This is a genomic window from Streptomyces sp. NPDC050418 (assembly GCF_044458745.1).
Taxonomy (GTDB): Bacteria; Actinomycetota; Actinomycetes; order Streptomycetales; family Streptomycetaceae; genus Streptomyces.
The window spans coordinates 150,481-167,296 of record NZ_JBITIG010000008.1 but is presented as its reverse complement, the minus strand read 5'-3'; the positions used below and the strand labels follow the sequence as shown (position 1 = coordinate 167,296).

At 69.1% G+C, this 16,816-nt stretch carries 21 protein-coding genes, 1 tRNA gene and 1 riboswitch; of the genes, 7 read left to right on the top strand and 15 right to left on the bottom strand.

Going from position 1 to position 16,816, the window contains the following annotated elements; genetic code table 11:
• Positions 1–23: 23 nt before the first annotated feature.
• Positions 24–326 (bottom strand): GroES family chaperonin, encoded by a 303-nt coding sequence (locus tag ACIBI4_RS20930; RefSeq protein WP_399205710.1) that lies wholly within the window; start codon positions 324–326, stop codon positions 24–26.
• 98 nt (positions 327–424) lie between these two features.
• Positions 425–745 (bottom strand): DUF3618 domain-containing protein, encoded by a 321-nt coding sequence (locus ACIBI4_RS20925; protein ID WP_399205448.1) that lies wholly within the window; start codon positions 743–745, stop codon positions 425–427.
• Between the two features lie 129 nt (positions 746–874).
• Here ACIBI4_RS20925 and bcp point away from each other — a divergent pair, with 129 nt between their 5' ends.
• The 4 genes from bcp to ACIBI4_RS20905 all read left to right on the top strand — a co-directional run bounded on the left by bcp (position 875) and on the right by ACIBI4_RS20905 (position 3,029).
• Positions 875–1,342 (top strand): thioredoxin-dependent thiol peroxidase, encoded by a 468-nt coding sequence (gene bcp / locus ACIBI4_RS20920; RefSeq protein ID WP_399205447.1) that lies wholly within the window; start codon positions 875–877, stop codon positions 1,340–1,342.
• Positions 1,343–1,497: 155 nt separating this feature from the next.
• Entirely contained in the window at positions 1,498–2,118 is a 621-nt protein-coding gene (locus ACIBI4_RS20915; protein ID WP_399205446.1) for an HNH endonuclease, read from the top strand.
• Entirely contained in the window at positions 2,115–2,942 is an 828-nt protein-coding gene (locus tag ACIBI4_RS20910) for an HNH endonuclease signature motif containing protein (RefSeq protein ID WP_399205445.1), read from the top strand. The genes ACIBI4_RS20915 and ACIBI4_RS20910 overlap by 4 nt, the downstream gene beginning before the upstream one ends.
• Positions 2,943–2,953: 11 nt before the next feature.
• A tRNA-Leu gene (locus ACIBI4_RS20905) sits at positions 2,954–3,029 on the top strand.
• Positions 3,030–3,087: 58 nt separating this feature from the next.
• Here ACIBI4_RS20905 and rdgB read toward each other — a convergent pair.
• The 4 genes from rdgB to ACIBI4_RS20885 all read right to left on the bottom strand — a co-directional run bounded on the left by rdgB (position 3,088) and on the right by ACIBI4_RS20885 (position 5,404).
• Entirely contained in the window at positions 3,088–3,690 is a 603-nt protein-coding gene (gene rdgB / locus ACIBI4_RS20900) for an RdgB/HAM1 family non-canonical purine NTP pyrophosphatase (RefSeq protein ID WP_399205444.1), read from the bottom strand.
• A 72-nt stretch (positions 3,691–3,762) separates the two neighbouring features.
• The gene (locus ACIBI4_RS20895; protein WP_399205443.1) at positions 3,763–4,149 is read right to left on the bottom strand and encodes a hypothetical protein; all 387 of its coding nucleotides are present in this window, start codon (positions 4,147–4,149) and stop codon (positions 3,763–3,765) included.
• 98 nt (positions 4,150–4,247) lie between these two features.
• Positions 4,248–4,985, bottom strand: a complete 738-nt coding sequence (gene rph / locus ACIBI4_RS20890) for a ribonuclease PH (protein ID WP_399205442.1) — start codon at positions 4,983–4,985, stop codon at positions 4,248–4,250.
• 95 nt (positions 4,986–5,080) lie between these two features.
• Positions 5,081–5,404, bottom strand: a complete 324-nt coding sequence (locus ACIBI4_RS20885) for a glucose PTS transporter subunit EIIB (RefSeq protein ID WP_399205441.1) — start codon at positions 5,402–5,404, stop codon at positions 5,081–5,083.
• A 147-nt stretch (positions 5,405–5,551) separates the two neighbouring features.
• On the opposite strand from ACIBI4_RS20885, the gene ACIBI4_RS20880 reads away from it, so the two are divergent.
• Positions 5,552–6,850 carry a PTS transporter subunit EIIC gene (locus tag ACIBI4_RS20880; protein ID WP_399205440.1) on the top strand — a complete coding sequence of 433 codons (1,299 nt, stop codon included), beginning with the start codon at positions 5,552–5,554 and terminating at the stop codon, positions 6,848–6,850.
• Positions 6,851–7,099: 249 nt separating this feature from the next.
• Positions 7,100–8,347, top strand: coding sequence for a PTS transporter subunit EIIC (locus tag ACIBI4_RS20875; protein WP_399205439.1), 1,248 nt, complete (start codon positions 7,100–7,102; stop codon positions 8,345–8,347).
• An 86-nt stretch (positions 8,348–8,433) separates the two neighbouring features.
• Here ACIBI4_RS20875 and ACIBI4_RS20870 read toward each other — a convergent pair whose 3' ends face one another.
• Positions 8,434–9,189, bottom strand: a complete 756-nt coding sequence (locus ACIBI4_RS20870) for an MBL fold metallo-hydrolase (protein WP_399205438.1) — start codon at positions 9,187–9,189, stop codon at positions 8,434–8,436.
• 199 nt (positions 9,190–9,388) lie between these two features.
• Here ACIBI4_RS20870 and ACIBI4_RS20865 point away from each other — a divergent pair, with 199 nt between their 5' ends.
• On the top strand, positions 9,389–9,838 hold the full coding sequence (locus tag ACIBI4_RS20865; RefSeq protein ID WP_399205436.1) for a type II toxin-antitoxin system PemK/MazF family toxin: 450 nt from the start codon (positions 9,389–9,391) through the stop codon (positions 9,836–9,838).
• A 134-nt stretch (positions 9,839–9,972) separates the two neighbouring features.
• Here ACIBI4_RS20865 and ACIBI4_RS20860 read toward each other — a convergent pair whose 3' ends face one another.
• The 8 genes from ACIBI4_RS20860 to ACIBI4_RS20825 all read right to left on the bottom strand — a co-directional run bounded on the left by ACIBI4_RS20860 (position 9,973) and on the right by ACIBI4_RS20825 (position 16,573).
• Entirely contained in the window at positions 9,973–10,923 is a 951-nt protein-coding gene (locus tag ACIBI4_RS20860; protein WP_399205435.1) for a PLP-dependent cysteine synthase family protein, read from the bottom strand.
• Between the two features lie 13 nt (positions 10,924–10,936).
• On the bottom strand, positions 10,937–11,215 hold the full coding sequence (locus tag ACIBI4_RS20855; protein WP_399205434.1) for a MoaD/ThiS family protein: 279 nt from the start codon (positions 11,213–11,215) through the stop codon (positions 10,937–10,939).
• Between the two features lie 139 nt (positions 11,216–11,354).
• Positions 11,355–11,456, bottom strand: a complete 102-nt coding sequence (locus tag ACIBI4_RS20850; protein ID WP_399205433.1) for a putative leader peptide — start codon at positions 11,454–11,456, stop codon at positions 11,355–11,357.
• Positions 11,457–11,500: 44 nt separating this feature from the next.
• A complete protein-coding gene (locus ACIBI4_RS20845) occupies positions 11,501–12,394 on the bottom strand; it encodes an ABC transporter ATP-binding protein (protein WP_399205432.1) in 894 nt (297 codons plus the stop codon).
• Positions 12,394–13,416 carry a FecCD family ABC transporter permease gene (locus tag ACIBI4_RS20840; protein ID WP_399205431.1) on the bottom strand — a complete coding sequence of 341 codons (1,023 nt, stop codon included), beginning with the start codon at positions 13,414–13,416 and terminating at the stop codon, positions 12,394–12,396. The genes ACIBI4_RS20845 and ACIBI4_RS20840 overlap by 1 nt, the downstream gene beginning before the upstream one ends.
• 38 nt (positions 13,417–13,454) lie before the next feature.
• The gene (locus ACIBI4_RS20835; protein WP_399205430.1) at positions 13,455–14,447 is read right to left on the bottom strand and encodes an ABC transporter substrate-binding protein; all 993 of its coding nucleotides are present in this window, start codon (positions 14,445–14,447) and stop codon (positions 13,455–13,457) included.
• 35 nt (positions 14,448–14,482) lie between these two features.
• Positions 14,483–14,636: riboswitch (cobalamin riboswitch) on the bottom strand.
• Positions 14,600–15,022 (bottom strand): Mov34/MPN/PAD-1 family protein, encoded by a 423-nt coding sequence (locus ACIBI4_RS20830; protein ID WP_399205429.1) that lies wholly within the window; start codon positions 15,020–15,022, stop codon positions 14,600–14,602. (Overlaps the previous riboswitch by 37 nt.)
• A gap of 111 nt (positions 15,023–15,133) precedes the next feature.
• Complete coding sequence (locus tag ACIBI4_RS20825; RefSeq protein WP_399205428.1) at positions 15,134–16,573, bottom strand: amino acid permease; 1,440 nt, start codon at positions 16,571–16,573, stop codon at positions 15,134–15,136.
• Positions 16,574–16,816 lie beyond the last annotated feature (243 nt).

The following is a 16,816-nucleotide window of genomic DNA, read 5'->3' as shown; positions in this document are numbered from 1 at the left end:
GTAATCCGTAATCCGTAATCCGTCTACAGATACAAGCCGGTCGAATCCTCGGAACCCTCGAAGCGGTCCGCCGCGACGGCGTGCAGGTCGCGCTCCCGCATCAGCACGTACGCGACCCCGCGCACCTCGACCTCGGCCCGGTCCTCCGGGTCGTACAGGACCCGGTCACCGGGCTCGACCGTGCGCACGTTCTGCCCGACGGCCACGACCTCGGCCCAGGCGAGCCGCCGGCCGACCGCCGCGGTCGCCGGAATCACGATCCCGCCGGTCGAACGCCGCTCGCCCTCGATCGTGTCCGTCCGGACGAGGACACGGTCGTGCAGCATCCGGATGGGCAGCTTGTCGTGATGGGGGCTGCGCTCGAAACCTTTGGCACTCACGTCCGGCAACCTACCTGTCTCTCCCCCCGCCGCACCCGCCAGGGTCAGGACCTGCGGCGCCGCGATCCCACGGCGAGCAGCCCCACGACACCGACGACGAGCAGCGCCACCGGCACCACACGCTCCATGCGCGGCGCGCCGTCGTCGTCCACGAACTGCGCCTTGACGTCGCTGAGCGCCCGGTTCGCGCTCACGTACGCGCGTCCGAGGGTCTGGTCGACGCTGCCGACGAAAGCGGCCTTCGCATCCCCGACGATCGTCTTCGGATGCATCCGCACCCCGATCTCGTCCAGGGTTTCGGCCAGCTGAGTGCGCCGGCGCTTGATGTCCGCCTCGATCTCAGCGGGGGTCCTGGCATCCGACACCGCGCGGCCTCCGTTTTGTCGTACGTCTCTGGGAGGACACAGTCTGTCAGTTCCCACGACCCGTCACCTCACGGCCGCCCCGTTACGCTCGTTCCGTACCGATCCGAACCGCCTCGAGGAGCCTGACCGATGAGCGAGCGCCTGCAGCCCGGCGACACCGCCCCCGCCTTCACCCTGCCCGACGCGGACGGCAACGAGGTCTCCCTCGCCGCGCACAAGGGCCGCAAGGTCATCGTCTACTTCTACCCGGCGGCCCTGACGCCCGGCTGCACCAAGCAGGCCTGCGACTTCACGGACAACCTCGACGTGCTCGCCTCGGCCGGCTACGACGTCATCGGCGTCTCCCCCGACAAGCCGGAGAAGCTCGCGAAGTTCCGCGACAAGGAGAGCCTGAAGGTCACGCTGGTCGGCGACCCGTCCAAGGAGACCCTGGAGGCGTACGGCGCCTTCGGCGAGAAGAAGCTCTACGGCAAGGTCGTCACGGGCGTCATCCGCTCGACGATCGTGGTCGACGAGGCGGGCAAGGTGGAGCACGCGTTCTACAACGTGAAGGCGACGGGGCATGTCGCCAAGATCATGCGGGATCTCGGGGTCTGAGGGTCCCTCTGCCGTACGAAACGGCCCGTACTGCTTGCCCCTCGGCAAGCAGTACGGGCCGTTTCGTTTTTCGGGCGTGACTGTCCGATAGTCGGATCGTTAGTCCGTACGAGGCTGCGAACTGGCAGCCGAACGTGAACGGGGACTGATCAAAGATGACGACAGTTCGGTACACGCGTGAGCTGCTGGAGAGAGCAGCGCGGGAGGCGGGGACGTGGGATGAGGCGGTGCGTGTTTGTGGGGGTGAGCCGACGAATGGCAGCCGCGCGTATCTGCGCAAGAAGATGGCTGAGGCTGAGATCGACGTGTCGCACCTCCGCGCGGGCGGAGCGAAGTACACGGAAGCCGTGCTGCGGGCCGCCGTAACCAAGTCGTACAGCGTGACAGACGTCGTACGTCATCTGGGCATCGACAACGTCGGCGGAAACCAGACGCACATCAGCCGCCGCATCGCAGCGTTCGGGATCGACACCTCACACTTCGTGCAGTTGGAGAAGCGGCCCAAAGGAGCCCTGGGAGACCCTTTGACGCTGCGCTCCCGCTCGGAATCCCGCGTCCCGGGAAAGCGGCTGCGCAAGGAACTGCTCCGCCTCGGCGTACCCGAACACTGCGCCATGTGCGGGCGCGCGGAGTGGTGCGGACGACCGATCCCCCTCGAAGTCGACCATCAGAACGGCCAGTGGTGGGACAACCGCCCTGCGAACCTGCGCCTCCTTTGCCCCAACTGCCATTCAACAACGGATACGTACCGTGGGCGTAACCGGAGGACAGCATGACCGTCAAGTACCCCCGAAGCCTGCTGACCGAGGTAGCCAAGGACGCCACGAGCCTGGTCGACCTGATGCGCAGGGTCGGTGCGCCTCTCGGCAGCAAGCCTTACCGCTATTTACGTGCCCGGCTCGCGCACTACGACATTGACACGTCGCACTTCCGGGACGAACCCCTCCCTGAGCGACCGAAACGCTCGTACGCCAAAGACATCCTCACGGAAGCCGCCGCCTGTTCTACGAGCATTCGTGACATGTTCATCCACATGGGAATCGCGCCAGAGGACGGGCCTTACGAGCACGTCAAGCGCAAGCTCCAGCAGTTCGACATCGACACCAGCCACTTCGAGTCCCGCGGCGTGCGTTTGTTCCCAGAGGAGGAGCTAGCGCATGCTGTGGCCCACTCATACAGCCTGGCCGAACTGATGCGACACCTCGGGTTCCGCTCGTTCGGCGGGGCGGCGCGCTCACGGGCCAAGCGAAGCATCGACGAGTACGGGCTCTCCACCGAGCACTTCACCGGGCAGGCACACAGCGCTGGAGCCACGCCATACAACCGTAAGAGCGCCGCCGAGATCTTGGTCAGCCTGAGTGCGGGTTCTCGGCGCACGAACACCAAGCTCCTGCGCCGGTCGCTCGACGAAACCGGGGTTCCGCGAGCTTGCTCGTGCTGTGGGCAAGGGGAGCTGTGGCTGGGCAAGCGGCTGGTGCTGGAGATCGACCACGTCAATGGAGATCCGTTGGACAACCGGCGGGAGAACCTGCGGTACCTGTGCCCCACCTGTCACAGCCAGACAGCAACCTTCTCGAATCGCCGTCGCGCCACCAAGTAGAGTGGCGCGACGGGCCCGTACCCCAGCTGGCCGAGAGGGCGCCGGTTTAGGTCCGGTGTGTCGTGGGTTCGAGTCCCACCGGGCCCACCTGTCGAAGGGCGCGATGCTTCCCCGCATCGCGCCCTTCGCCGTACGCAGACGCACCTCAGCCCAGCAGTTCCTTCACCACCGGCACCAACGCCCGGAACGCCTCCCCCCGATGGGAGATCGCGTTCTTCTCCTCAGCCGTCATCTCCGCGCACGTCCGCGTCTCCCCGTCCGGCTGCAGGATCGGGTCATACCCGAACCCGCCGTCGCCGGCAGGGGCATGGCGCAGGACTCCGCGCAGGCGGCCTTCGACGACGCGCTCGGTGCCGTCGGGCAGTGCGAGGGCCGCGGCGCAGGCGAAGTGGGCAGCGCGGTGGGGCTCGGCGATGTCGGCGAGCTGGGCGAGGAGCAGGTCGAGGTTGGCCTTGTCGTCGCCGTGGCGGCCGGCCCAGCGGGCGGAGAAGATGCCGGGGGCGCCGCCGAGGACGTCCACGCAGAGGCCGGAGTCGTCGGCGACGGCGGGCAGGCCGGTGGCCTGGGCGAGGGCGTGCGCCTTGAGCAGGGCGTTCTCGGCGAAGGTGACGCCGGTTTCCTTGACGTCCGGGATCTCGGGGTAGGCGTCGGCGCCGACGAGCTCGTGGGTGATCCCGGCCGCGGCGAGGATCGCGTGCAGCTCGGTGATCTTTCCGGCGTTGCGGGTGGCGAGGATGAGGCGGGTCATGGAGGCGATTATCGCCTGCGTCGGACCCGCCTCATCGCGTGCGCCGGTCCGGGCCCGGGGCCCGGAGAGGACCTACGGCTTGCAGGCCTTGGTCAGTTCGCCGGTGGCGTCGAGCACCGGTGAGACGTCGGGGGTGGCGTCGCCGTCCTTGATGGCCTGGCGGACGTTGTCGACGGCCTGCTGCATGTCGTCGACGGCCTTGCCGACGTCGGTGTTGTCCGTCTTCTCGGTGATCTCGTCGAGGTTCTTGTCGATGTCGTCGAGCGCCTTGTCGGCTTCGAGCGGGTTCTCCGCCGCGTCCTGGACGGCCTGCTGGAGGTCGGAGGCGCTCTGGGCGATGGCGCTCGCCGTCTGGGCGCAGTCGAGCGCCTTCTCGACGGCGCTGCAGCCGATCACGAACGGCGCGAGGAGCGCGGCGGTGGCGGCTGCGAGGGCGATACGGCGGTGGCGCGAGGCCATGGAACGGTTCCTCCCCTGGTGGCGGACGGGCGTGCGGCGGTGTGCCGTACGCCCGTATCCCTTAGAACGCCGGTGGTGGCGTGGACGGTTGCGCGGGTTCAGCCGGCGGTCGTCTCGTCGAGCACCTTGCGCTGCAGTGCGGCGAGTTCGTCGCAGCCGGCGACCGCGAGGTCGAGCAGCGCGTTGAGTTCGTCGCGGGCGAAGGGCTCGGCCTCGGCGGTGCCCTGGACCTCGATGAAGCGGCCGTCGCCGGTGCAGACGACGTTCATGTCGGTCTCGGCGCGTACGTCTTCCTCGTAGCAGAGGTCGAGGAGCGGGACGCCGTCGACGATGCCGACGGAGACGGCGGCGACGGTGCCGGTGAGCGGCTTGCGGCCGGGCTTGATCAGCTTCTTGCCCTGGGCCCAGGTGACGGCGTCGGCGAGGGCGACGTAGGCGCCGGTGATCGCGGCGGTGCGGGTGCCGCCGTCGGCCTGGAGGACGTCGCAGTCGAGGACGATGGTGTTCTCGCCGAGCGCCTTGTAGTCGACGACGGCGCGCAGCGAGCGGCCGATGAGGCGGGAGATCTCGTGGGTGCGGCCGCCGATCTTGCCGCGGACGGATTCGCGGTCGCCGCGGGTGTTGGTGGAGCGGGGCAGCATCGAGTACTCGGCCGTGACCCAGCCTTCGCCGCTGCCCTTGCGCCAGCGCGGGACGCCTTCGGTGACGGAGGCGGTGCAGAAGACCTTGGTGTCGCCGAAGGAGACGAGTACGGAGCCTTCGGCGTGCTTGCTCCATCCGCGTTCGATGGTGACGGGGCGGAGGGACTCGGCGGAACGGCCGTCGATACGAGACATGGGGGCGAGCCTAGCGGCATGCGCGAAGGCCCCGTTCCGGTCGTCCGGAACGGGGCCTGGCGGGGTGGGCCCGGGGGGCCCGGAGGCTCAGCGCCTCACATCATGTCTTCGATGTCGGCAGCGATGGGGTCGGCGTCCGTGCCGATGACGACCTGGATCGCGGTGCCCATCTTCACGACACCGTGGGCGCCGGCGGCCTTGAGGGCGGCCTCGTCGACCTTGCTGGCGTCGACAACTTCGGTGCGCAGACGCGTGATGCAGCCCTCGACCTCTTCGATGTTGTCGATACCGCCGAGGCCGGCAACGATCTTCTCAGCCTTCGTGGCCATGTCTTTCTCCCTGATCTCATCCGCGCTCTCGCAAGCGACGGCCGACCCACCATTGGTCCGCTTTGTCACGGTAACGCACGGTTGGCCCATCTTCGCGGGCGGTCATCCCCTGCGTACCGAATGATGGCGATCATCGGCGTACGCATGGGTTTTCACGCGGATGCCGATGACAGTCCCTCACTGGTCTACACCAATCTATAACGGCCGCCAAGTCCGGCCTATTCCGGGAGGACTCCCATGAGCGCAGACGCTGCGGCCGGTCCGCGGCCCAGTCCCTGGAGCAACTTCTTCCAGGGCCTGCAGAAGATGGGCCGCAGCCTTCAGCTGCCCATCGCGGTACTCCCCGCGGCCGGCATCGTCAACCGTCTCGGCCAGCCCGACGTCTTCGGCGACCAAGGCCTGGGCTGGACGAACGTCGCCAAGGTCTTCGCGGGCGCGGGCGGCGCGCTGCTCGACGCGGACCTCGGACTCCCCCTCCTCTTCGCCATCGGTGTCGCGATCGGCATGGCGAAGAAGGCCGACGGCTCGACGGCCCTCGCGGCCGTCGCCGGCTTCCTCGTCTACCGCGGCGTCCTGCACCAGTTCCCCGTCGACTGCGCGGACGGCGCGAAGGCGGTCACCACCGGCTGCCAGGCGGCGGACGGCACGGTCAGCGCCTTCACGTACCAGAATCCAGGTGTCTTCGGCGGCATCATCATGGGTCTGCTCGCCTCGTGGTTCTGGGTGCGCTACCACCGTACGAAGCTCGTCTCCTGGCTCGGCTTCTTCAACGGCCGCCGGCTCGTCCCGATCATCATGGCGTTCGTCGGCATCCTCTTCGCCGCCCTGTGCCTGTGGATCTGGCCCGCCATCGGTGACGCCCTGGAGAGCTTCTCCAACTGGCTCGAAGGACTCGGCGCGTGGGGATCGGGCATCTTCGGTGTCGCCAACCGCGCCCTGCTCGTCATCGGTCTGCACCAGTTCCTGAACGTGCCGCTGTGGTTCCAGTTCGGCTCGTTCACCAAGCCCGACGGCACCACCGTGCACGGCGACATCAACATGTTCCTCAGCGGCGACCCGACCGCGGGCATCTACCAGACGGGCTTCTTCCCGATCATGATGTTCGCGCTCCCCGCCGCCTGCCTGGCGATGGTCCACTGCGCACGGCCGGCCCGCCGCAAGGCGGTCGCGGGCATGATGCTCTCGCTCGCCCTGACCTCGTTCGTCACCGGCATCACCGAACCGATCGAGTACTCCTTCGTCTTCATCGCACCGGCCCTGTACGCGGTCCACGCGCTGCTCACCGGTGTCTCGATGGCGGTGACATGGGCGCTCGGTGTGAAGGACGGCTTCAGCTTCTCGGCCGGTCTGATCGACTACGCGATCAACTGGAACCTCGCGACGAAACCCTGGCTGATCATCCCGATCGGCCTGGCCTTCGCGGTCGTCTACTACGTGGTCTTCCGCTTCGCGATCACGAAGTTCAACATCCCGACGCCGGGGCGTGAACCCGAGGAAGAGGCGGAGGCCCTGGAGGCGGAGAACACCAAGGCGTGATCCCGCCCCACCGGACGGACGAAAGGCCCCTGAATCGCTCGCGATTCAGGGGCCTTTCGTCATGTCTGTCCACCTGTGCGCCAGCCCACTGGAATCGGAGGTTCCTTATCTGGTCTTCACCGTGTTACAACTGGTCTACACCACTAATTGGTGTAGACCACGCGGCCGATCAGGACCGCGTCCCTTGAGCGACGTCGCCGTCCCCGTATTCATTCTCCCAGGCGGCGTCATGCCCACTGGAGGAAGTTCATGAGTACGGCCACCGCCGCCGCTGCTCCCGCGAAGAAGCGGGGCTCCGGCCTGTTCCAGGGCCTGCAGAAGGTAGGCCGAAGCCTGCAGCTGCCGATCGCCGTGCTGCCCGCCGCGGGCATCATGGTCCGCCTCGGCCAGCCCGACATCTTCGGTGCCGACGGTCTCGGCTGGGACAAGGTCGCCGCGGTGTTCAACAACGCCGGTGGCGCCATCACGGGCAACCTGCCGATCCTCTTCTGCATCGGTGTCGCCATCGGCTTCGCCAAGAAGGCCGACGGTTCGACGGCGCTCGCCGCGCTCGTCGGTTTCCTCGTCTACAGCAAGGTCCTCGAGGCCTTCCCGGTCACCGAGGCGGTCGTCCAGAAGGGCGCCGACGTCGCGGCCACGTACAACAACCCGGGTGTCTTCGGCGGCATCATCATGGGTCTGCTCTCGGCCGTGATGTGGCAGAAGTTCCACCGCACCAAGCTGGTCGACTGGCTCGGCTTCTTCAACGGCCGCCGTCTCGTCCCGATCCTGATGGCCTTCGTCGGCATCATCGTGGGTGTCTTCTTCGGCCTCGTCTGGGAGCCGATCGGTGAGGGCATCTCCAGCTTCGGCGAGTGGATGACCGGCCTCGGTGCCGGTGGCGCGGCGCTCTTCGGTGGCGTCAACCGTGCGCTGATCCCGGTCGGCATGCACCAGTTCATCAACACCGTCGCGTGGTTCCAGCTCGGCGACTTCACCAACGCCGCCGGCGAGGTCATCCACGGTGACATCCCGCGCTTCCTGGCCGGTGACCCGAGCGCCGGTATGTACCAGTCCGGCTTCTTCCCGATCATGATGTTCGGCCTCCCGGCCGCCGCGATAGCCATCGCGCACTGCGCCCGCCCCGAGCGCCGCAAGGTCGTGATGGGCATGATGGTCTCGCTCGCCCTGACCTCGTTCGTCACCGGTGTGACCGAGCCGATCGAGTTCACCTTCATGTTCATCGCGCCGATCCTGTACGTCCTGCACGCGGTCCTGACCGCCGTGTCGATGGCCGTCACCTGGGGTCTGGGAGTCCACACCGGCTTCAACTTCTCGGCCGGTTTCATCGACTACGCCCTGAACTGGACGCACGCGACGAAGCCCTGGATGATCATCCCGATCGGTCTGGTCTTCGGTGCGATCTACTACGTGACCTTCCGCTTCGCGATCATCAAGTTCAACCTCACCACCCCGGGCCGTGAGCCCGAGGAGGAGATCGAGGACATCACGAAGTAAGGCCCGCTCCCCGCAGCGAGCCACAGCACGCCGAAGGCCCCGGAACCGCAACGGTTCCGGGGCCTTCGGCGTACGCGCGGAAGACTTCAGATCTCGTACGTGGTGCGCGGCGCCGCCAGCTCCACCGGCCCGTCGAACACCTCGCGGGCGTCCGCCAGGTTGATGTTCGCGTCGGTCCACGGCGGGATGTGGGTCAGGACGAGCTTGCCCGCTCCCGCCCGCGCCGCGCTCTCGCCGGCCTCGCGGCCGTTGAGGTGGAGGTCGGGGATGGACTCCTTGCCGTGGATGAACGACGCCTCGCACAGGTACAGGTCGGTGCCCGCCGCGAGTTCGTCGAGCTGCGGGCAGGCGCCGGTGTCGCCGGAGTACACCAGCGAGCGGCCCTCGTGCTCGACCCGGATCGCGTACGCCTCGACGGGGTGCGCGACCCGTTCCGTACGCACGGAGAAGGGCCCGATCTCGAACGAGGCACCGGACTTGAGCGCCCGGAAGTCGAAGACCTCGCCCATCGCCGAGGCCGAGGGACTGTCGCCGTAGGCCGTGGTCAGGCGGTCCTGGGCGCCCTCGGGGGCGTAGACGGGGATCGCGTCGCAGCGGCCGCCTTCGTGGCGGTAGTAGCGCGCGACGAAGTACGCGCACATGTCGATGCAGTGGTCGGGGTGGAGATGGCTGAGGAAGACGGCGTCCAGGTCGTAGAGGCCGCAGTGGCGCTGCAGCTCGCCCAGGGCACCGTTGCCCATGTCGAGGAGCAGCCGGAAGCCGTCGGCCTCGACGAGATAGCTCGAGCAGGCCGAGTCCGCGGACGGAAACGACCCCGAGCAGCCGACGACGGTGAGCTTCATGGAGACGGGAACCTCCGTGCTGGCAGGACGCTGGCAGGACGTGACGGGGGTCGTGCGGTCCGTTGAGCGTAAGGCGCGAAAGCCCGCGTCGCCCCTGCGTCATGGGCCGTTGTGGGGCAACTCACCTGCCACATCACCGGTTCGGATGGATCGCGGCTCCGGCGCGCCGCGGCCCGTGCGCGCCGGTAGATTCAGGCGTATGGACACGTCCTGGTGGCTTGCCCTGGCCGCCGTGGTGGTGATTGCGCTGGTCGCGACGGTGGTGGACGGCCGTGCCCGCTCGCGGCGGCGGCCCGGCGGGCCGCGGCGCCCTCCGGCGCGGGCCCGGGCCAAGGGGCGCAAGCCGCAGGCGGCGGAGATCTGGTGGGCCGATGTGCCGTACGAGGACGGGCCCGGGTCCAAGGACCGGCCGTGTCTGGTCCTGGAGGTGCGGGGACGTACCGCGGTCGTCGTGAAGATCACCAGCAAGTACCACGACGAGCGGGCCGGGGTGATCCCGTTGCCGCCGGGGTCGGTGGGCGACGCGCAGGGGCGGCCGAGCTTCCTGGAGACGGACGAGCTGCGGGAGGTCCCGGTGTGGAACTTCCGGCGACGGGTGGGGGTGGTGGACCCGGCCCTGTGGGACCAGGTCCGCCACCTGCACAAATGATCGCGACGGCGCCCAGGAGGACCGCGTCGGATCCCGCTGTCAGTGGGCGCCGATAGCCTGGAACGGCCGGTGCGGCCCCCGGGCGGGAGGGGTCTGTCCGGCCACCCGGAGCCCTGCTATGCCCAGAGCCACCCCTACGCCCAGAGCTGCCCCTGCAGCATCTCGATCGCCGCTTCCGTCGACTCCGCCGTGTAGATGCCGGTCGACAGGTACTTCCAGCCGCCGTCGGCGACCACGAAGGCGATGTCCGCGCTTTCGCCCGCCTTGAGCGCCTTCTTGCCGACGCCGATCGCGGCGTGGAGGGCGGCGCCCGTGGAGACGCCCGCGAAGATGCCCTCCTGCTGGAGGAGTTCGCGGGTGCGGGTGACCGCGTCCGCCGAGCCGACGGAGAAGCGGGTGGTGAGGACCGTCTCGTCGTAGAGCTCGGGGATGAAGCCCTCGTCGAGGTTGCGCAGGCCGTAGACGAGGTCGTCGTAGCGCGGCTCGGCGGCGACGATCTTGACGTCCGGCTTGTTCTCGCGGAGGTAGCGGCCGACGCCCATGAGGGTGCCGGTGGTGCCCAGGCCCGCGACGAAGTGTGTGATGGACGGGAGGTCGGCGAGGATCTCCGGGCCCGTCGTCGTGTAGTGGGCGCCCGCGTTGTCCGGGTTGCCGTACTGGTAGAGCATCACCCAGTCCGGGTGCTCGGCCGAGAGCTCCTTGGCCACGCGGACGGCCGTGTTGGAGCCGCCCGCGGCGGGCGAGGAGATGATCTCCGCGCCCCACATGGCGAGCAGCTCACGGCGCTCGGACGAGGTGTTCTCGGGCATCACGCACACGATGCGGTAGCCCTTGAGCCGGGCCGCCATGGCGAGCGAGATGCCCGTGTTGCCGCTGGTCGGCTCCAGGATCGTGCAGCCCGGGGTGAGCCGCCCGTCCTTCTCGGCCTGCTCGATCATGTGGAGCGCGGGGCGGTCCTTGACCGAGCCGGTCGGGTTGCGGTCCTCGAGCTTGGCCCAGATCCGTACGTCGTCCGAGGGCGAGAGCCGCGGCAGGCGGACGAGCGGGGTGTTGCCGACCGCGGCGAGCGGGGAGTCGTAGCGCATGGCGGGGCCGGGCTCAGACCGAGCCGCCGGCCACGGCCGGGAGGATCGTGACGCTGTCACCGTCGGCGAGCTTGGTGGAGATGCCGTCCAGGAAGCGGACGTCCTCGTCGTTCAGGTAGACGTTCACGAAGCGGCGCAGCTTGCCCTCGTCCACGATGCGGGCCTCGATGCCCGAGTGGCGGGAATCGAGGTCGGTGAACAGCTCGGCGAGGGTGTCGCCGGCGCCCTGGACGGCCTTCTCGCCGTCGGTGTAGGTGCGGAGGATGGTCGGGATGCGGACCTCGATGGCCATGGCTGCGGCTCCTAATGGGGTGAGGACGTGTGGGCGCGCGCGGCTGCGCACGGAATTGCGGCGGTACGCGGAGGAGTCGCCGTCTGCCGTTGCCGCGCCCGTGTGCGGGGCGGCTCCCGGGCCTGTACGGCGGCAGGGGTCAGCGTGGACAGATGGCGCTGTTCAGCCTGCACAGGTCGACGTGAAGGCGCGCCACGAGCAGCATGCCCGGCGTCTTGTCAGTCACGTCGTGTTGAACCATGCGGTCATCGTATCGATTCCCGTCCCGGATCCCGGAGTGTGATCTCACATGGTGGACGAATTCTGTTCGGCAGGCGGACGAACGGGGGCTGAAGAGGGTGCAGATGCGGCCGATACGGACCCGTCCGGGGCAGTGGTGGGCCCGTCCGGGGCAGTCGTGGACCCGCCCGGCCGCGGCACGGACCCGCCCGGCAGGTACGTGACCGTCGGCGCCCCCGTCGTCGGGTGCACGCCGACCTCGGCCCGTACGCCGTAGACCTCGGCGAGGAGCCCGGCCGTGAGCACCTCGGCGGGCGGGCCCGAGGCGACCACCGCGCCGTCGTGCAGGACGTACAGCCGGTCGCAGAAGTACGCGGCCAGGTTGAGGTCGTGCAGGGCCAGCAGATTGGTGGTGCCGAGGCCGCGGACCAGGGTGAGGATGTCGAGCTGGTAGCGGATGTCCAGGTGGTTGGTGGGTTCGTCGAGCACGAGCAGCCGCGGCTGCTGCACCAACGCCCGTGCGACCAGGGCGCGTTGGCGCTCGCCGCCGGACAGGCCGGGGAAGGGCCGCTCGGCCAGGCCGAGGACGCCGACGCGGGTCAGGGCCTCGGTGACCAGGAGTGCGTCGGCGGCCGTGTCCGGCTCCCAGAAGCGTTTGTGCGGGGAGCGGCCCATGGCGACGACCTCGCGCACGGTCAGCTCGAAGCCGCTCTGCCCGTCCTGCGGGACGGTCGCGATCCGCCGGGCGCGCTCCTTCGCGCCGGCCGGTTCGGCGCCGTCGACGAGCACCCGTCCGGCCGTCGGCCGCAGCGTGCCGTAGACGCAGCGCAGGAGGGTCGTCTTGCCGCTGCCGTTCGGACCGACCAGGCCCACGGTCTCCCCCGCGGCCGCGTGCAGACTCACCGCGTCGACGAGGGTGCGGCCCCCTGTCGCGTACGAGAGCGAGTCGATCTTCAGCATCACGCGCCCACCCCTTCGGCGGACCGGCCGCGGTGCAGCAGCCACAGGAAGAACGGCCCGCCGGTCAGGGCGGTGAGGACGCCGACCGGGATGTCCTGGGGCGCCGCCACCGTCCGGGCGGCCAGGTCCGCGACGACCAGGAACAGCGCGCCCCCGAGCGCCACGACGGGCAGCAGGCGGCGGTGGCCCGCGCCCACCACCATCCGCGCGGCGTGCGGCACCATCAGGCCGACGAAGCCGATGGCCCCGCTGTAGGCCACGGCCGCGCCGGTGAGCAGCGAGGCGAGGACGAACACGGCGGCACGGAACCGGCCCGTGTCCAGGCCGAGCACGGTCGCGCCCTCCTCCCCCGCGAGCAGCAGATCGAGCGGCCGGGCCAGCGTGACCAGGACGAGCGTGCCGGCCAGCAGGGTCACGGCGGGCAGCGCGAGCATGTCCCAGCGGGCGCTGCCGAGTCCGCCGAGGGTCCAGTACAGGACCTCCTGCACGTGGTTGGCGTCGGCGGATGTGACGAGGAGCAGGCTGGTCAGGGCGGACAGGATGTACGCGACGGCCACGCCCGCGAGCACGAGCCGGGCCCCGGTCATGGCGCCGCCGCGGCCGCGGGCGAGGACGTAGACGAGGGCCAGGGAGCCCATCGCGCCGGCGAAGGCGGCCGCGGGGATGGTGACCGTCATGGCCACGCCCGCGCCGATGCCCAGCACGATCACGGACACCGCGCCCGCCGACGCCCCCGAGGAGACGCCGAGCAGGAACGGATCGGCCAGCGGATTGCGGACGAGGGCCTGCAGGACCGTGCCGATCACGGCGAGGCCCGCGCCGATGACCGCACCGAGCAGCACCCGGGGCAGCCGGACGTCGAGCACGATGGTGCGCAGCGGGCTCGGTTCGGCGCCGCCGGTGAGGATCCGTACGACTTCGCCGGGTGCGATCCTCACCGGCCCGAGCGCCAGGCCGGCGACGGCTGCCACCGCGAGGGCGGCGGCGAGCACCGTCACCGCGAGGCCGGGGCCGAACCTCACCGGACCGGCATCCCGCTTCAACCCGCCCGCGCTCCGCGTCACTTGACCGCGTCCGGGTGAAGCTGGGCGGCCAGCTTCGCCACGGCGGCGGGGGCGCGGACGCCGAGCACCGCGTCCGAGAGCGGGAGCACGGCGAACTTCTTGTTCCTGATCGCGGGGACGTCCGCGAGCGCGGGGTCGTCGAGCAGGCGCTGCTTCTTCTGGGCGACGGTCTGCGCCCCGTAGTCGTAGATCACGATGACCTCGGGGGCGCGTTCGACGACGTTCTCCCAGGAGGCGTCGCCGAAGGACTTGTCGAGGTCGGCGAAGACGTTGCGGCCGCCGGCCCGGGTGATGATCTCGTTGCCGATGCCCCGGCCGCCCGCGGTGAACGCGGTCTTGTCGCCGCTGTCGTAGACGAACACGGTGAGGGGTTCGACGCCCTTCAACTGCCGTTCGGTGGCGGCGAGTTCCCGCTCGGACTCGCGCACCCAGTCGTCCGCGCGCCCGCGCACCCCGAAGGTGCTGCCGACCTCGCGCACCTCGCGGTAGAGGTCCTTCACCGACACGGCGGACTTCTTGCAGCCCTCGATGTTGAGCCGGGTGTCGATCCCGGACTTGGCGAGCGCGTCGCGCGAGCGGCCCTCGTTCCCGGCGAAGGCGCTCGCGTAGCCGCCGTAGACGAAGTCCGGGTTCACGGACAGGAGCTTCTCGTACGAGGGGTACTCGTCGGCGAGCACCGGGCGGGACTTGTAGTCCTTCGCGTACTCGGGCAGGACGGCGTCGTCGAGATAGGCGGTGCCCGCGATGCGGCCCTTCAGACCGAGCTCGAGCAGCACCTCGGTGACGTGCTGGTTCATCGTGACGGCGCGCTCGGGCGGCGCCGTGAAGGTGGTCTTCACGCCGCAGTTGGTCACGGTGTAGGGGAATCCGGGGGCCGTCGCCTCGGGCTTCGCGTCGCCCGCAGCCGTGGAACAGGCGGCGAGCGGGGCGAGCAGGGCGGTGGCGACGGCGGCGCGCGTGAGGGTACGGGCTGCTATGGGCCAGGACATGGCTGGGCCTCCTCCGGGGATTTCCGCGTCCCCAGTCGGTGGAAAAGGCGGCAGGTCAGTTCCTGACTCTCCGGCCGTGCTGGCCGGTCACAGTGGCGGGACCGTCCCGGATTCGCACCGGGTTCCTGGCTCCTGCAGCCCTAGGTCGAGGCTCAGTATGCCCCGACCACCTTCACCTCTTCTTCGGTGACCTCCCCCTCGACGATCCGGTACGAGCGGAACTGGAACTCTCCCGCGTCGTCCGCGTCCGCCGTGGAGACCAGGACGTAGTGCGCGCCCGGCTCGTTCGCATACGTGATGTCCGTACGGGAGGGGTACGCCTCGGTGGCCGTGTGCGAGTGGTAGACGATCACCGGCTCCTCGTCGCGGTCGTCCATCTCGCGGTAGAGCTTGAGCAGATCGCCCGAGTCGAACTCGTAGAACGTGGGCGAGCGCGCGGCGTTCAGCATCGGGATGAACCGCTCGGGACGGCCCTCGCCGACGGGTCCGGCGACGACGCCGCAGGCCTCGTCGGGGTGGTCGGCGCGGGCGTGCGCGACGATCTGGTCGTACAGGGCCTGGGTGAGGGTCAGCATGTCGCCGAGCATAAGCAGGTGGGCCAGGGAATCGAGATCCCTGGCCCACCTGGTGAGACGCGGGCGTGAGACGGGCGCCTGGCAGGGGTGCCCGTATCCCGGTGTCCCGGTCTACTTCTCCGCGTACGCGAGCTCGCGGCGCTCCGCGATCTGCGGGTTGCGGGACTTCAGGACCGACCAGCCGATGCCGAGGAGCACGGCCCAGACGGCGCCGACGTACAGGCTGATCCGGCCGTCGGGGTCGAGGCCGATCATCACGGTGACCATGAGCAGGAAGGCCACGGCGATCCAGCTGCAGACGGTGCCGCCGGGGGCCGGGAACTTCGAGGCGGGCAGCCGGCCCGCGTCGACCGCGTGGCGGTACTTGATGTGGCTGATCAGGATCATCAGCCAGGTCCAGATACCGGCCGCGGTCGCCACCGACGTGACGTACACGAAGGCCTTCTCCGGGACCACGTAGTTGAGGACCACGCCGATGCCCATGAAGGCCACCGAGATGGAGATGCCGATCGCCGGCAGGCGGCGGGAGGACAGTTCGCCCACGCGCTTGGGCGCCTCGTTGTTGGAGGCGAGGTCACGCAGCATGCGGCCGGTGGAGTACATGCCGGAGTTGCAGGAGGAAAGCGCCGCGGTGAGGACGACGAAGTTGACGATCGCGGCACCGGCCGGGATGCCGATCTTCGCGAAGGCCGCGACGAACGGGCTCAGGTCGGCGGTGAACTCGGTCCACTTGACCACGCACAGGATGACGGTGAGGGCACCCACGTAGAAGAGGGCGATCCGCCACGGCAGGGTGTTGATGGCCTTCGGCAGGGTCTTCTCGGGGTCCTTGGACTCGCCCGCGGTCACACCGACCAGCTCGACGGCGAGGAAGGCGAACATGACGCCCTGCAGGGTCATCAGGGACGAGCCGATGCCGTTCGGGAAGAAGCCGTCGTAGTCCCACAGGTTGGAGACGCTCGCGGTGTCGCCGGCGGCGGAGAAGCCGAAGGTGACGACGCCGAGGCCGATCACGATCATGCCGATCAGCGCGGTGACCTTGATCATCGAGAACCAGAACTCGAGCTCGCCGAAGAGCTTCACGGAGATGAGGTTCAGGCCGAAGAGCAGGACGAGGAAGACCAGCGCGGTCGTCCATTGCGGAATGTCCGGGAACCAGTAATGGATGTAGATCGCGGCGGCGGTCAGTTCCGCCATGCCCGTGACGATCCACATGAGCCAGTACGTCCAGCCGGTCACGTATCCGAAGAACGGGCCGAGGAATTCCCGTGCGTACTCCGCGAAGGAGCCTGACACCGGGCGGTACAGGAGCAGCTCGCCGAGCGCCCGCATGATGAAGAAGATGATCACGCCCGCGAGGGCGTACATGAGGATGAGGCTGGGGCCGGCCTTCTCGATGTTGGCCCCGGCCTTGAGGAAGAGGCCCACACCGATGGCGCCGCCGATGGCGATCATCTGGACCTGGCGGGCACCGAGGCCCCGCTCGTACCCCTCGTCGGACTCCGCGGCCTCACTGCCGTCGTTGTTCGAATCGACCTGCACTGAGGTCATGGTGGTGCGCCTTTCTCCATGCCGAGCCGTGCCGTACGCGCTTCGTACGTGCCCGGATCGGGTCCCGATCCCCCCGGATGTGGATGGAGCCATTGCCTACCGGCGGTCCGCCGGCGGGGCGCCCCCGCTCGGGCCATGGGTGGCGGCCCGGCAGGTGGTTGGGAACTTTTATCACGCGGACAACAGGGTCAAAACGTTCTCAATGTGGCGGACGGCATAGGGAAAAGGGGACATACGTCGTCT

Bases quoted from the DNA above. Each gene is read 5' to 3' on its own strand.
- ACIBI4_RS20930 (WP_399205710.1), bottom strand. From the start codon at position 326: ATGCTGCACGACCGTGTCCTCGTCCGGACGGACACGATCGAGGGCGAG.
- bcp (WP_399205447.1), top strand. From the start codon at position 875: ATGAGCGAGCGCCTGCAGCCCGGCGACACCGCCCCCGCCTTCACCCTG.
- ACIBI4_RS20915 (WP_399205446.1), top strand. From the start codon at position 1,498: ATGACGACAGTTCGGTACACGCGTGAGCTGCTGGAGAGAGCAGCGCGG.
- ACIBI4_RS20910 (WP_399205445.1), top strand. From the start codon at position 2,115: ATGACCGTCAAGTACCCCCGAAGCCTGCTGACCGAGGTAGCCAAGGAC.
- rdgB (WP_399205444.1), bottom strand. From the start codon at position 3,690: ATGACCCGCCTCATCCTCGCCACCCGCAACGCCGGAAAGATCACCGAG.
- ACIBI4_RS20895 (WP_399205443.1), bottom strand. From the start codon at position 4,149: ATGGCCTCGCGCCACCGCCGTATCGCCCTCGCAGCCGCCACCGCCGCG.
- rph (WP_399205442.1), bottom strand. From the start codon at position 4,985: ATGTCTCGTATCGACGGCCGTTCCGCCGAGTCCCTCCGCCCCGTCACC.
- ACIBI4_RS20885 (WP_399205441.1), bottom strand. From the start codon at position 5,404: ATGGGCCAACCGTGCGTTACCGTGACAAAGCGGACCAATGGTGGGTCG.
- ACIBI4_RS20880 (WP_399205440.1), top strand. From the start codon at position 5,552: ATGAGCGCAGACGCTGCGGCCGGTCCGCGGCCCAGTCCCTGGAGCAAC.
- ACIBI4_RS20875 (WP_399205439.1), top strand. From the start codon at position 7,100: ATGAGTACGGCCACCGCCGCCGCTGCTCCCGCGAAGAAGCGGGGCTCC.
- ACIBI4_RS20870 (WP_399205438.1), bottom strand. From the start codon at position 9,189: ATGAAGCTCACCGTCGTCGGCTGCTCGGGGTCGTTTCCGTCCGCGGAC.
- ACIBI4_RS20865 (WP_399205436.1), top strand. From the start codon at position 9,389: ATGGACACGTCCTGGTGGCTTGCCCTGGCCGCCGTGGTGGTGATTGCG.
- ACIBI4_RS20860 (WP_399205435.1), bottom strand. From the start codon at position 10,923: ATGCGCTACGACTCCCCGCTCGCCGCGGTCGGCAACACCCCGCTCGTC.
- ACIBI4_RS20855 (WP_399205434.1), bottom strand. From the start codon at position 11,215: ATGGCCATCGAGGTCCGCATCCCGACCATCCTCCGCACCTACACCGAC.
- ACIBI4_RS20850 (WP_399205433.1), bottom strand. From the start codon at position 11,456: ATGGTTCAACACGACGTGACTGACAAGACGCCGGGCATGCTGCTCGTG.
- ACIBI4_RS20845 (WP_399205432.1), bottom strand. From the start codon at position 12,394: ATGCTGAAGATCGACTCGCTCTCGTACGCGACAGGGGGCCGCACCCTC.
- ACIBI4_RS20835 (WP_399205430.1), bottom strand. From the start codon at position 14,447: ATGTCCTGGCCCATAGCAGCCCGTACCCTCACGCGCGCCGCCGTCGCC.
- ACIBI4_RS20830 (WP_399205429.1), bottom strand. From the start codon at position 15,022: ATGCTGACCCTCACCCAGGCCCTGTACGACCAGATCGTCGCGCACGCC.
- ACIBI4_RS20825 (WP_399205428.1), bottom strand. From the start codon at position 16,573: ATGACCTCAGTGCAGGTCGATTCGAACAACGACGGCAGTGAGGCCGCG.